The 14,132-nt window shown below is 38.5% G+C and carries 13 protein-coding genes; 7 read left to right on the top strand and 6 right to left on the bottom strand.

Annotation, left to right across the window (positions count from 1 at the left end; all coding sequences use genetic code 11):
- Positions 1-7: 7 nt before the first annotated feature.
- Positions 8-913, bottom strand: a complete 906-nt coding sequence (locus tag ACSBFT_RS19425) for a DMT family transporter (protein WP_489602080.1) — start codon at positions 911-913, stop codon at positions 8-10.
- A gap of 97 nt (positions 914-1,010) precedes the next feature.
- On the opposite strand from ACSBFT_RS19425, the gene ACSBFT_RS19420 reads away from it, so the two are divergent.
- The 5 genes from ACSBFT_RS19420 (at position 1,011) to ACSBFT_RS19400 (ending at position 7,083) form a co-directional block, all read left to right on the top strand.
- Positions 1,011-2,909, top strand: coding sequence for a 3-coathanger stack domain-containing protein (locus tag ACSBFT_RS19420; protein ID WP_489602079.1), 1,899 nt, complete (start codon positions 1,011-1,013; stop codon positions 2,907-2,909).
- 343 nt (positions 2,910-3,252) lie between these two features.
- A complete protein-coding gene (locus ACSBFT_RS19415; RefSeq protein ID WP_463047119.1) occupies positions 3,253-5,049 on the top strand; it encodes an acyl-CoA dehydrogenase FadE in 1,797 nt (598 codons plus the stop codon).
- Between the two features lie 167 nt (positions 5,050-5,216).
- Positions 5,217-5,927, top strand: coding sequence for an ATP-binding cassette domain-containing protein (locus ACSBFT_RS19410; RefSeq protein ID WP_463047118.1), 711 nt, complete (start codon positions 5,217-5,219; stop codon positions 5,925-5,927).
- Between the two features lie 24 nt (positions 5,928-5,951).
- The gene (locus tag ACSBFT_RS19405) at positions 5,952-6,710 is read left to right on the top strand and encodes a HipA family kinase (protein WP_489602078.1); all 759 of its coding nucleotides are present in this window, start codon (positions 5,952-5,954) and stop codon (positions 6,708-6,710) included.
- On the top strand, positions 6,700-7,083 hold the full coding sequence (locus ACSBFT_RS19400) for a DUF3037 domain-containing protein (RefSeq protein ID WP_489602077.1): 384 nt from the start codon (positions 6,700-6,702) through the stop codon (positions 7,081-7,083). Before ACSBFT_RS19405 ends, ACSBFT_RS19400 begins: the two co-directional genes overlap by 11 nt.
- 1 nt (position 7,084) lies before the next feature.
- On the opposite strand, the gene ACSBFT_RS19395 is transcribed toward ACSBFT_RS19400, so the two are convergent.
- The 3 genes from ACSBFT_RS19395 to ACSBFT_RS19385 form a co-directional block, all read right to left on the bottom strand.
- Positions 7,085-7,642 (bottom strand): DUF4136 domain-containing protein, encoded by a 558-nt coding sequence (locus tag ACSBFT_RS19395; RefSeq protein ID WP_463047115.1) that lies wholly within the window; start codon positions 7,640-7,642, stop codon positions 7,085-7,087.
- A gap of 114 nt (positions 7,643-7,756) precedes the next feature.
- Positions 7,757-8,785 carry a 3-dehydroquinate synthase gene (gene aroB / locus ACSBFT_RS19390; protein WP_489602076.1) on the bottom strand — a complete coding sequence of 343 codons (1,029 nt, stop codon included), beginning with the start codon at positions 8,783-8,785 and terminating at the stop codon, positions 7,757-7,759.
- A gap of 30 nt (positions 8,786-8,815) precedes the next feature.
- Positions 8,816-9,658 carry a 1-acyl-sn-glycerol-3-phosphate acyltransferase gene (locus tag ACSBFT_RS19385; RefSeq protein WP_463047113.1) on the bottom strand — a complete coding sequence of 281 codons (843 nt, stop codon included), beginning with the start codon at positions 9,656-9,658 and terminating at the stop codon, positions 8,816-8,818.
- Positions 9,659-9,738: 80 nt separating this feature from the next.
- On the opposite strand from ACSBFT_RS19385, the gene ACSBFT_RS19380 reads away from it, so the two are divergent.
- Both ACSBFT_RS19380 and dinB read left to right on the top strand, forming a co-directional pair.
- On the top strand, positions 9,739-10,242 hold the full coding sequence (locus ACSBFT_RS19380) for a DinB family protein (RefSeq protein WP_463047112.1): 504 nt from the start codon (positions 9,739-9,741) through the stop codon (positions 10,240-10,242).
- An 11-nt stretch (positions 10,243-10,253) separates the two neighbouring features.
- Positions 10,254-11,294 carry a DNA polymerase IV gene (gene dinB / locus ACSBFT_RS19375; RefSeq protein ID WP_489602075.1) on the top strand — a complete coding sequence of 347 codons (1,041 nt, stop codon included), beginning with the start codon at positions 10,254-10,256 and terminating at the stop codon, positions 11,292-11,294.
- Here the strand turns inward: dinB and ACSBFT_RS19370 are convergent.
- Together ACSBFT_RS19370 and ACSBFT_RS19365 are read right to left on the bottom strand one after the other, a co-directional pair.
- Positions 11,291-12,628, bottom strand: coding sequence for a Gfo/Idh/MocA family protein (locus ACSBFT_RS19370; protein WP_463047110.1), 1,338 nt, complete (start codon positions 12,626-12,628; stop codon positions 11,291-11,293). The genes dinB and ACSBFT_RS19370 overlap by 4 nt on opposite strands.
- A 37-nt stretch (positions 12,629-12,665) precedes the next feature.
- Positions 12,666-14,033, bottom strand: a complete 1,368-nt coding sequence (locus ACSBFT_RS19365) for a 3-keto-disaccharide hydrolase (protein WP_463047109.1) — start codon at positions 14,031-14,033, stop codon at positions 12,666-12,668.
- Positions 14,034-14,132 lie beyond the last annotated feature (99 nt).

Here is a 14,132-nt window from a genome sequence, read left to right as displayed (position 1 = left end):
TAAAATATCAGGTAGCCTTTTTAGACTGATAGGAAATAATTATCCCAGAAATTATAACGAAGGCTATTCCAAGAAATGCTAAAGTCGTGGGCCTTGGATCTCCCAAAAATATTCCAAATATGACCGAGAAGACAATATTACTGAAACCCACGGCGGAGATAGTCCCTGCTTTACCATAACTAAAAGCTTTCGTAAGATAAATTTGACCTATCATAGCGGCTACGCCCAAAATCACTATCCAAAACCAGTCTGAGCCATGCGGCTGGACATAGGATGCCACCAGAAAGTCTAAGGAAGGCAATTCGTAAAACTGTCCAATGCCCATGGAAATAATAGGCAGTAAAATACCCGAAAGCATAAAAGATAAGACGATACTTCTGGCGTCATAGTAGGCACTTAAACCTCTTATGCTCATATAGGCAAAAGCCGTAAGTACGGCATTGGTGATACCAATAATATGACTGCGAGCATTGACAAGCCCAGAGGACATTTGTGGCACAAAAATGAAACATATTCCACCAAAACCTAAAAGTACCGCCAGCCACTCATTTCTTCTAAGACCTTCGCCCGCAATGAAAACAGAAAAAATAGCGATGAATAGAGGATAAGTTTGCTGATAAGTGATGGCTTCTGCCAGCCCTATTTGAGTAATACTATAAAAGAAGGTATATAAAGCTATGGTGCCAATCACCCCCCTAAATATTAAAAGGCCTGGTTTTCCACCAATTTGAACCAATGGTCGCCTCAAGACAGAATATGCTATAAAACAAACCCCAATAAGGTTTCTGAAGAATACTATTTCTACCGAACTGATAGAATCTCTAAGAATACGTGTACAAGCACCCACTAATGCAAAGCAGAAGGAAGCAATAAGCATAAAAATAATGCCTTGTTTAAGATCTTGTTGGTTCATGTGTCCGTAAAAGTAAACGACTTAAGAACCTTAGAATCAATTTAAGAAGATATATATGCTAAAATGGCCTACATCTTTTATTTTTGTACAGCTTATTATGAAAAAATACACATTTCTCTTCCTTGGTCTATTGAGTTTCTTATCTGTAAAAGGGCAAATCTCATTGACTTTCCCCGTTGAAAGGCAAATTTTTCAACGGAATAACTCCAATCAAGCCTATATTCAAATCAGTGGAAACTTTACAGCTGAATACGACAGTATTATAGCCAAAGTTTTTCCTAGGGTTGTGGGACAAGGAACTGCTAGTGCTTGGCAGAAAGTAGATGAAAGAGATGGAAAACCTTACTTCTATGGTAAAATTTTGGCTCAAGGCGGCTGGTATAAATTAGCAGTGAAGGCTTATAAAAATGGGATTCAAATAGATTCCGTAGGAAGAAATCGAGTAGGCATAGGCGAAGTTTTTGTGATAGCTGGACAATCGAATGCCTCAGGAACAACTTCAAACACTTATTTAAATACCGGAATCGATTCCAAAGATGACCGTTCCAATGTAATGCGGTTCTCAAATAGCTATAATGAATTTAATACATTGCCCATTGGTTTTTCTTCCATGAATAGAGATAGCGTTGCATCAGATTCTGTTTATGTAGGACCATTTCAAATATCTCCTTGGTGTTGGGGTCCTTTGTCCAAAAAGCTGGTTGATAGTTTAAATGTTCCCATTTTAATCTATGGAGCAGCATTTGGAGGAACAAGTGTTAGGTGGTGGAAACAATCTGCATATGGGGAACCCCTAACTGATGGTGCTCCAGAGTACGTCAAACCAGAATACCAACATCCCTATGGAGCTCTAGCCTCTGTATTGAAGATGTATGCCAGTCTTACAGGTCTTCGGGCGGTATTATGGCATCAGGGAGAAGGAGACCCTTGGATGGACGCCAACACCTATCAGAACTTATTAACACCCACAATTGCAAAATCAAGAGAGCAAATAGAAAGTCCAACTTTCGCTTGGATGGTTGCACGAGCTTCGTATACTCACGGTGCTCATGCAAATGTAATTTTGGGTCAACAACAAACAATTGATGCCGATCCTAATATATTTAACGGACCACAAACTGATGAATTAGGAGCAAGCTTTCGTTCTGATAATATTCATTTAGATAAGGAAGAGGGTCTTTTAGGGCATGGTAACGGTTGGTTCAATTATATTAATAATGGGTTCTTAAGCTTATCTACTCCTGTTTTAGCTTCTGACTTAGTTGAATTAAATTTTACTTGTAACACAGCAAATGGATCTACTCCTATTAATTTAAGTACCGTAGGTAGTTATAATAAATACGCTTGGTCAAATAGAGACAACAGCAACTCGGAAGCAAGAGGATATACCGGCGACTACTGCTGCAGTTACACCAACCTCCCCCCTACAGGCTATAAACGCTTAAACTGGCAATACGACAGTACCAGTAGTATTACCGTAGGTCCTGGAAAATATGCCCTTAATGTAAGTAAGGCCACTTCTGGCAAGATACTTTTTAGCCCTATTGTAGACCTTAACACTTTTACACTTCCTACTAATCCTAGTTTTGTGGCTTCCGCAACTCAAATTCGGTCTGGTGACACCCTTACATTAACGGGTAGCAACTGCAATGGCATCTATACTTGGAATACAGGCGGAAAAGTAAATCCACTTAAGTTATACCCTACCAGCACGGCCAACTACACCCTAGCGTGTAAAACTTTACACTGCTTAAGTACCTCTACTGCTCCCAAAAACGTTGTGGTGTCTTCTTGCTTTGCCAGTCCGTTAAGTTTAACGGGAAGTGTTATAAACGCCCAAAATCCTTATCAAACGCAGCAAACCCTTCAAAGTGTTCAGAAGCTATCAGCCGTAGGTAAGATCAACTATACTGCAAATCAAACCGTTTTACTAAACCCTGGCTTTGAAGCCAAAGCGGGTGCCGTCTTTAAAGCTACTATTGAAAATTGTCCTTAAACCCGGTTTATGCAATGGAGAATTGTAATGAGTAGCTAAAGTGTAATAAATCAGAGATTTAAACGAGATTAGCATAGCACCGCTCTGGTGAGTGAGTTTAAATGGGTTTACGAGCTGATTTGTGTTACCCTGAGCTTGCCGATGGGAAGCAATTTAGTTATGGTCCAGATAAAATCGGGAGATTTTCTAATGCATAAAGCGGGTTAAAATAAGACAAGAATTTATTTCCCTTTTTTTCTAATAGTATGCTTGCATACTATTAAATTATTGTTTTATATTTGCAATGGTATGCAAGCATACTATTATTTGTATTTAACAACAATATTTCAACTCTATAGTTCCTATGACAACACTATCAGCAAAAGCATCTTTAAAGGGTGGCGAATTCTTAATCAAAGAAACCGCTGCACAAGACGTATTTATCCCAGAAGAGTTCAATGAAGAGCAGCGAATGATAGCTGAGACTTGTAGTGATTTTCTAAAAACTGAAATACATCCCATTTTAGATGAAATAGACAAAGCAGAATCTCCAGAGCTTATGTCTTCTCTTATGGATAAAGCCGGTGAGCTAGGTTTGTTAGGAACAGCTGTACCAGAAGAATATGATGGTTTCGGCATGGATTTCAATACCTCCATGTTAGTAGCAGAAGTTTTGGGTTGTGGTCATTCTTTCTCTGTGGCACAGTCTGCTCATACAGGTATTGGTACCCTACCTATCTTATATTACGGAGACGAAGAGCAAAAGAAAAAATATCTTCCAAACTTGGCAACAGGTGTATGGAAAGCTGCTTATTGTTTAACTGAACCAGATTCTGGTTCTGATGCCAACTCCGCCAAAACGAAAGCTACATTAACCGCAGATGGTAAACATTATAAAATAAATGGACAGAAAATGTGGATCACCAATGGTGGTTTTGCAGATGTGTTTATTGTGTTTGCTAAAATAGAAGACGACAAAAATCTAACGGCGTTCATTATAGAGAAAACCTTCGGTGGCATCACCATGAACGAGCCAGAGAAAAAACTAGGTATTAAAGGTTCTGATACGCGTCAGGTCTTTTTTAACGACTGCATGGTTCCCGTAGAAAACCTTCTTTCTAGCAGACAAAACGGTTTTAAGATTGCGGTTAATATTCTAAATATTGGCAGAATAAAATTAGGAATAGCCGCTGTAGGTGGCTCCAAAGGAGTCATTAATCATGCTATTAACTACGCTAACGAGCGTAAGCAATTCGGTATCGCAATCGGCCGTTTCGGTGCCATCAAGCATAAGCTCGGAGAAATGGCCACTCGAATCTGGGTTTCAGAAACGGCTTGTTACAGAGCTGGTCAAAACATAGACGACCTAATAATCACCTTTAAGGAAAGTGGCAAAACAGATGCAGAAGCAAAGCTAAGTGCACTAGAGCAGTTTGCTATTGAGTGTGCCATTTTGAAAGTACATGGTTCAGAGGTTTTAGACTATGTAGCAGATGAAGGTGTACAAATTTACGGAGGTATGGGCTATTCTGCAGATGCTCCTGTAGAAAGAGCATACAGAGATGCCAGAATCAACAGGATTTTTGAAGGCACAAACGAAATTAACAGACTACTTACAGTGGACATGCTTTTAAAGCGTGCCATGAAAGGTGAAATGGACTTAATGGGTCCAGCACAAGAAGTAGCTAAAGAAATCATGTCTATCCCATCTTTTGGTGGAGAAGAAGACGGCATATTCTCAGCAGAGAAAAAAGTAGTCGCAAATCTTAAGAAAGCTGTTTTAATGATTGCGGGAGCGGCTGTTCAGAAATTTATGATGAAACTTTCTCATGAGCAGGAAATCTTAATGAATGTAGCAGATATGATTATAGAAGTTTATGCTGCAGAATCTGCCTTATTAAGAGTAGAAAAAATGATTGGCATTAAAGGCGAAGAAGCCGTAAGCCTAGAAAAAGATATGATGATGCTTAACCTCCACAAGGCCGTAAACAACTCAAATGCCGCCGGTAAAGATGCCATTCAGTCTTTTGCAGAAGGAGACGAACTAAGGGTAATGCTAATGGGTTTAAAGAGATTCACTAAGATTGAACCTTTTAATACCAAAGACGCTAGAAGACGTATTGCTGATGTAATGTTAACGGAGAACAAATACACCTTCTAAAAATATAACACCCCTTTTATAAAATTTACAATACTTCAACAAACACGAAAACCAGAAACCGTCCCGCCATTTGGCAGGGCGGTTTTTCCATTTAGGTGCATTTGATCTTTTTTACGGAAAGCCATGTCATAAAATGTAGTAATTTCGTTTTCTCAAAAATAGATTACATGTCAATATCAATAAACGCTCTAACAAAAAATTACGGCTCTCAAAAAGCCATTGACAGTATTAGCTTTGATATAAAAAAAGGAGAAATAGTGGGCTTTTTGGGACCAAACGGTGCCGGAAAAAGTACAACCATGAAAATCTTAACAGGCTATTTGGAGGCTACAGCTGGAGAAGCTATTGTCAATGGTTACAATATTGCTTCACAAACCAAAGAAGCTCAAAAATGTATTGGTTATTTACCAGAGCACAATCCGCTCTATCAAGACATGTATATAAGAGAGTTTTTAGCGTTCACAGGCTCTCTTTTCGACATGAAAGGAAATGCACTTAAAAACAGAGTAGAAGACCTCATTGATATGGTGGGTCTAGATAGAGAAAAACATAAAAAAATTGGGCAACTGTCTAAAGGTTATAGACAGCGAGTAGGTTTGGCACAAGCTCTCATTCATGAACCTGAAATACTTATTTTAGACGAACCCACTACGGGCTTAGACCCTAACCAACTCAGTGAAATAAGGGCATTGATAAAAGAGGTAGGGAAAGATAAAACAGTCATTTTTAGCACGCATATCATGCAAGAGGTAGAATCCATCTGCGAACGTGTAATCGTTCTTAATCGTGGTCAAATAGTAGCAGACGATAGTTTATTGGCACTAAAGGCTTCTGGTGAAACAATGGAGGAAATTTTTCATAAACTTACTCACTCTTAAGGCACAATTTATTCCATTTACACCATGCTAGATATCAGGACCGTCCATATTGACCGATACGTAACGCCACTTCGTGAGGGAGGTTCGCTGCCCGCTATTGTAGATGCTGACGACGGATTTTCCTATGTTTTAAAGTTTAGAGGTGCAGGTCAAGGTTGCAAAGCTCTCATAGCCGACTTCATAGGCGGAGAGCTTGCTAGAGCGGCCGGATTAAAAATCCCTGAAATGGTTTTCGGTAATTTACCAGAAGGTTATGGCAGAACAGAAGCTGATGAAGAAATTCAAGACCTTTTAAAATGGAGCGTTGGCCTAAATTTAGGCATTCATTACCTCCAAGGCTCTATTACTTTTGACGCGGTAGTGAACGATGTAGAGCCTTATCTAGCCTCTAAAATTGTTTGGTTAGATGCCTTTTTGATGAATATTGACCGCACACCAAGAAACACCAATATGCTTATGTGGCATAAAGAACTTTGGCTCATTGACCATGGTGCCTCCTTATACTTTCATCATCAACCAGAAATGTGGGAAGAGCAAAGCAAAAAACCTTTTGTTCAAATCAAAGACCATGTACTTATTAAAAAAGCCAGCAAATTAGCGGAAATTCATGAGGAGATGTTGGAAAAACTAAATCCGCTGGTAATAGAAGAAATAGTCAATGCCATTCCAGAAGATTGGTTAGAATCCGACGTAAACCTCAGCAAAAAGCTTTATAAAGATTTTTTATTAAACAGAAGAGTTTATGCCAATATCATCTTAAAAGAAGCTATCCATGCTAGATAAACACCTATACGAATACGCCACCCTTAGGCTTGTGCCTTGTGTAGACCGTGGAGAATTTATAAACGTAGGAATAGCTTTATACTGTAAGTCACCACGATTCCTCGGTTTTAAATTTAAGCTAGATGAATCTCGTTTAAAGGCATTTGCATCCCATCTAGACTTCCAAGAGATCAAAGAACACTTAGTGTCCTTTCAGAAAATATGTGAAGCCTCTAAAGATGCGGGTCTCATAGGAGAACAAGACATGCCATCTCGATTTAGATGGTTAACCGCTCGAAGAAGCACCATTTTACAGGCATCAGAAGTCCACCCAGGATACTGTAATAGCCCAGAAGAAACGCTAGATACTTTATTTCAAAAAATGGTCAACTAACTTAGTAAATGCTGGTAAGCTTACGAGGTTTTTCACCTGCCGCAAAAAGCGGATATTGATCAAAAATGGTTCTGACCACACTTCTGTAATAGTTGACGGGCTTTTTAATGTTTTTATTAAAAACACCAGAAGCGTATCCTCTCCAAATTAGCCTGCTACTCTCCGCATCTAATAAAGAAACCAGAATCATACCTCCACCAAAATTGAAGTTTTGCGTTTTATAGGTGTCGTCATAGTCATATTTATTAACCCATCTGTCTAAAGTAGGCTGAAAATATCCTTTGTACTCTACCCGCTCTTTTATGATACTATAACTCACCAATAAACCTGGGCCATCTTCTGTTAAGTTATATCCTCTAGCTCTCATTTGCCTTCTAATAGCATCCTGAATTTCTGTACAGATAAAAGAGGTGTCTATCTCGCAGGCTAAGAAATTATAATTTTTATACGTTGTAAAGTCGGTATCATAACTATAATCGTTATCCACCATTAGTTTCATGGTGTTGCATCCTGCAATACCAAATGCTAAAAGAGCAAGAAAAGGTAAGAGTTTTTTCATTGGAAACTGTTTTAAAGGTTTTAGGCATGTACGCACCCACTTAAGAAAAAGATGCGAACACTAATAAAAATAAACCCGAAAACGGTTAAAACCAAAGAATTAGCTCAAAATGACCTAACCCACATAATATAATAATGCCTTTTTCATTTCTTGTTTTCCTGCAACTATATCATAAGTACAGCTCCCACGACCATCCAATAGAGAAAACCTGACTTTAGCGTCTCTGTTTTTCTTATCTTGTAAAGTGTGCTTTAATATCGCTGGTAAATATTCTTCCTTCAATTTTACTTTTCCATAGACAGAGAAAATAAAAGCTTCAATTTCCTCAAAAAGCCTTTGATCTATTAAGCCTCTCTCTAAAGACATATAGGCTTCGCAGATCATACCTACCGCAACAGCCTCTCCATGAAGTAATCTTTTCTTAGGGTTCTTCTCTAAAAAATAAGTTTCGACAGCGTGCCCAAGCGTATGTCCAAAATTCAAGATTTTCCTTAAACCTTTCTCTGTAGGATCTTCTGCTACCACTTTCTTTTTAATCTCAATAGAATGCTCTATTAAGTTATCAAAATCTTGCTCTTCAAAATCTTTGACGTTGATTTCACCCCATTTAGCTCCATCCTGAATGAGACAGTGCTTCACAATTTCCGCAAAACCAGAGCGAAGCTCTGCCACAGGAAGTGTCTTCAAGAAAACAGAATCTATAAGTACCGTTTCTGGCAGTTGGAAAACACCTATATGATTTTTAAAGCCGTTAAAATCAATTCCTAGCTTACCTCCAACACTGGCGTCTACCTGTGCCAACAAGGTGGTAGGAATTTGAATAAATTCTATCCCTCTTTTGTAAGTAGCCGCACAAAAACCACCCATGTCTCCTATTACGCCACCACCTAAATTTATCATTAAAGCATGCCTATCCATATTGGCATCCGTCATCACTTGCCAAATCTCCTGACAGGTATCTAGTGTTTTATACGTCTCTCCACTTTTGATTTTGACCAAAGTGTGTTTTGGCAACAAATCTTTAATCAATGGATAACAACTTTTTTTGGTGTTTTTGTCCACCAAAACAATCACTTGAGAATATTTCTTATCTGCTAAGTAAGCTGGCAATGTTTGACCAATAGGTCCTATGTGTACTGACATTCTTAAAAATATTTTACTAAAAAGATAAGGTTAAAAGACTTGTTTTAAGACCAAAAACAAAAGAAGTAAGTATAGCGGGTAGGAAAGATAAAGCAATCCAAACCATATAGAATCCGAAAATATGGTCCTACCAAACTTCTTTTTAACGAAGGCATCGATAGCCAAATACAAAGGAAAATTAATTAGCCAGCCAAAGTAGAAAAAAGCATTTCGCAGGAATCCGACAGGCTTAAAAACGTGAGAAAATAAGGGTTTCATCCGCTCCGAAAGCTCTACCGTAAAGCTCTTAGAAAAACTTATTTCCTCTGATAAGTCAAATTCCGACTTCTGGAGCGGCTTCCCGATATTCAAATTAATTCTCTTACCAAACTTCTTAAAGGAATCGTAAGTAAGCACCACGGGCACTACTTGCACATCTATGTCTTCATTCCAAGCCTTAAAGGCCATGGCAGCTGTTCCTCTTTTTTTAAGAGGCAATAAGGACGTTTGATTCTTGCATACCCCTTCTGGATAAATCAAAACCTGCTTGTTTTGCTTAAACAATTCATTGCATTTATTAAATGTCTTGGCATTCCTTGACATGTTTTGTCTGCCTTCTGTTATTCTCCAAACTGGAAGCATGTGAATATAGCTCAATATTTTAGCCACAATCGGTTTTTCAAAAGCATCACCTCTAGCCAAAGCATACACATATCTTTTAAAAACGAGATGAAGCACGATGGCATCATAAAAAGAGTTGGCGTGGGTAGACGCAAAAAGAATGGGTTTGTCTTTGGCTACATTTTCAAGACCGGTAACGTCCATTCTTTTGACAAAAAACAGATTGACTAAAAATGCCTCAAAACGAAGGAAGAAATATATGAAGGGAATCAAAGCTTAACTTTTGTTTGTAATAGCCTTTTGGGGCTTTAGAATTCTAAATCTTTAAATTTGGCTCAAAATTAACTATTTGGATGAAAGAAACCGCTGAAATCTTAAAGGATGTTGTCATTAATATAGGGCCAATTCTGAAGCAAATAGAAGACGCAGCAGCTTCAAAAAAGCCAATGCCAAACAAATGGAGTGCTAAGGAGATTATGGGTCACTTGATTGACTCAGCTAATAATAATCAAATGCGGATTGTGAACTCTACGAGCACTGCTAAAATTGATGTGGTGGCCTATCAGCAAGAAGAATGGGTAGAAAACCAGAAATACAATGATGCAGATTGGCACGGATTAATAGATTTCTGGAGTCAGTTTAATCTTCATATTGCTCATATTATGGAGAACACTCCAACAAATGCCCTCAAAAACGAAATAAAAGTAAATGGCGAAGGGCCTTTTACATTGGCATTTATGATGAAAGATTATGTCATCCATCTCAAACATCATTTGACTCAGATACTTCCAGAGCGTGTTTTGGATACCGCATTTAAACCTACTCCTAAAGAATGGATGCTAAGCTCAGAAAAATAATCCATATAGACATGGACGCATTTTTTGCGTCGGTAGAGCAGCGTGATAATCCTGAACTGAAAGGGAAACCTGTGGCCGTGGGCGGTAGTGCAGAAAGAGGTGTGGTGGCGGCCGCTAGTTATGAGGCTCGGCAGTTCGGTGTTAAATCTGCCATGCCTTCTAAAACAGCCAAGAGGCTCTGCCCAAACCTTATCTTTGTGAAACCAAGGTTTGACCAATACAAATTGGTTTCAAATCAAATAAGAGAGGTGTTTTTTGAATACACAGATTTGGTAGAGCCCCTATCGCTAGACGAGGCCTATCTGGATGTTACGGAGAATTTCAAAAACATTCCGCTGGCTACTGAAATTGCGAAGCAAATACGACAAAAAATAAAAGAAAGAACCTCTTTAACCGCTTCAGCAGGCATTTCATTTAATAAGTTTCTAGCGAAAACAGCTTCGGATGTCAATAAACCCGATGGCATGTTTGTAATAAAACCTCATCAAGCAGAAGCCTATGTGGAAACCCTTCCAATAAAAAGATTTTACGGTATTGGAAAAGTGACGGCAGAAAAAATGACGAAAATGGGGATTGCCACCGGAAAAGATTTAAAAGGTAAAAGCTTAGCGTTTTTGGTCAATAACTTTGGCAAAGTTGGCCGATATTACTTTGATATATGTAGAGGAAAAGACCACAGAAAGGTAAACCCCGACAGAATAAGAAAATCTATTGGTGTGGAAAACACCTTCAGTAACGACCTCAATTCTTCTGACGAACTCTACGCGGAATTGGATGTCATCTTAGAACAATTATGGAAAAGGATAAATAAAGCAAAGGCGTTTGGCAAGACCCTCACTTTAAAGATAAAATTTGCCGACTTCGAGATTATAACCCGAAGCAGAACTTCTCAGCTATTATTACTGGAAGAGGAATTTATCTCTAAAAATGCTTACGATATGCTAAACGCCTTGCTACCCTCCGAAAAGGGGATAAGACTGATGGGGCTGACGATCTCTAATCTGGAATTTGATGCAGATACAGAAGGTCGTCAGCTCATCATCGGATTTTAATATTTGAATGGCACACCACCCGCTAAAACTTCCTGACTTTTCTCGTCAAAAGTAACTTTAAGACCTGTTCTATAAGCCGCATTTGACATCATAGTGGCAATAGAATGTTGATAACCTGCTTCAATAGGTGCATTAGGTGTCTTTCTGCTTCTTACGCACTCCATCCAGTTTCTCACATGGTTATTCGTAAGAGAATCTCCACCTGTATTGGCAGCTGTTTCTACTTTTTGTCCTTCTATTTTAGCTGTCTTTAATAAGTTAGCTTTCATGCCCATGGCAGACGCATGTCTAAGATCTAAACCTCCTTCATCAGAAATTTCATTCGTATCCAAGTTTATCATTCCACCATTAGAATAATAAAGCTCTTTAGTTCCACCGGCTGAGTTAGAAAAACGGCTGGTAAACTGAACTTGGAAACCTTTAGATAAATCGTCTAGAGGGCCATAATCAAATACTACTGTCAATGTATCTGCGTTACTTCTGCCATCTTTCCACTGATAAATTCCACCATTGGCAACAACGCTTCTTGGGTGAGGCAAACCACTAAACCAGTGAACGGTGTCAATTTGATGACTCATCCACTGACCTGGGATTCCTGAAGAATAAGGCCAGAAAAGTCTGTATTCTAAATATTTACGAGCATCAAAGGCCTCATAAGGTCTATTTAGTAGAAACCTTTTCCAATCTACATCAGACTCTTTCAAGTTAGCCACTAAATCTGGTCTTCTCCATCTGCCTGGCTGATTTACGTTCCACATCAGCTCCACCATGACGATATCACCGAATTTGCCCGATTTAATATAATCTGCTGCAGCATGATAGTTAGAGCCACTTCTTCTTTGGGAACCTATCTGTACTATTTTCTTAGAATCTTTTACTGCTTTAAGCACCGCACGGTTATCTTCCATGGTTTCGGCCAAAGGCTTCTCTGCGTATACATCACATCCGGCCTTTACCGCCTCAATGGTATGTAATGCATGCTGAAAATCTGCCGTACTGATCATCACAGCGTCTACACTATTAGATGCATATAGATCATCATTATTATTATAAGCGGTCACTTTACTTCCTAATTGGCTTTGAAGATATGCTTGTCCTTCTGCTCTTCTTTTGTTCCAGATATCCGAAACAGCCACCATTTCAAAGTTCATTTCTTTTTGTATGTCTTTGAAAGCAGACACATGGGAAGAACGGTGTCTGTCAGAAAAACCTACACAACCCACTCTTACACGATCATTAGACCCAATAATTTTAGCATAACTGCTTGCTGAAAAACTGGTGGCCACTCCTGCCATCAATGACTTTTTTATGAATTCTCTTCTATTAGTACTCATTCTTGTTTTTATTATTTTAATAGGTATTGATTTCTTATTACAGCTTTCTGATCTTCAGGTTTTTAAACCTTACTTCATCTCCATGATCTTGTAGCAATATTGGTCCCTCATCAGCTGTACCAAAATTCTCATATTTCTCGTATTTACTTCTAGCTACTAGGGCTTTGTAAATGTTACTTTTCCTTTCATACTCCACCACTTTATAACCATTTAGCCAGTGCTGCACCGTGTTATTTGGCATGACTACCAAACGACCTTGGTTCCACTCTCCAATCTTTCTTTGAAAACGCTTATCAACTTTGATTGATGGTATCAAATCATATAGAGAAGCCAATGTTCTATTTCCAACGGCTCCCATCTTAGCATCTGGATGAAGCACATCATCTAGTACTTGATACTCAAGACCAATACCAGATTTTCCACCGGCATCAAAGTCCTCATTCACAAAATACTTTACGCCAGAGTTTGCACCAGGAGTCAATTTGAAATCAAATACTAACTCAAAAGCACCATAGTTTTCTGTGGTTACAATGTCGTTTCCTGTTTCAGAACCGTCAGATTTGCTAATCATAATGTTGCCATCATTGATAGACCATCTTTTACCAGTCATGTCTTTTCTGTTAACACCTCTCCATCCGTCAAAACTTTTACCATCAAAAAGTAATTTATACCCTTGAGCCGTTTCTTGTGCAGAAAGGTTATTATCAATTAAGTTGACTACAGGAACTTCATCATATGGGCTAGGCACGATATTGTCCGTCTTTATTCTGATGTTACGCCATTTTATCTGCTTTCCTGCTCTGTCGCTTGAGCCTATACCATGTACCTGAAGAGCAATAAAACCAACAGCTGTTTCTTCGTCAATAAGGTGAGAAACTGGCACACCATTAACCCATGTTCTAATCACAGAGCCAATAGCTTCTATTCTGTAAGTGTTCCAATCATTATGCTTGAAAGCTTTTTTTGCGGGCTCATTCATATTAGGAATATAAAGCCATCCTCTTCTAGCTTCGTCATATATTCCACCAGACCATGCTCTGTCAGATGGATCTACCTCCATTTGATAGCCATGTACTCTGCCTTTATTATAATCTTCCGAAGACAAACTTCTGAATTGAACACCTGAATTCATTTCTTCTGCAACTTTAAGATCAACCTCAAAAATGAAATCCCCATAAGTTTTGTTGGTACATAAAAATGAATTTGGAGTATTGGCTACGGTAGTACCCACAATCTCTCCATTTAAGACCTCATATTTAGCTTCGCCATTTTTTTGATTCCAGCCATCTAGGTTTTTTCCATTGAATAAGGTCACCCAACCATCTTTAGAGGCTTTTTGAGCAAAAGAGTTAAAGCTAAGACCACTTAGAAGCACGTATAACATGCATGTACTTAATGCTTTCATTGAACTATTTTTTGATTATATATGAAATTATCCAACAAAAGTAACAGAAATCTAATACTATTATTACTATTATATATTATTTTTGAGCAAAATATAGTT

It is taken from the genome of Arcticibacterium sp. SM2516 (assembly GCF_057914865.1).
Note: the sequence above shows the minus strand (reverse complement) of the source record. Positions and strands in the feature narration are given on the sequence as shown.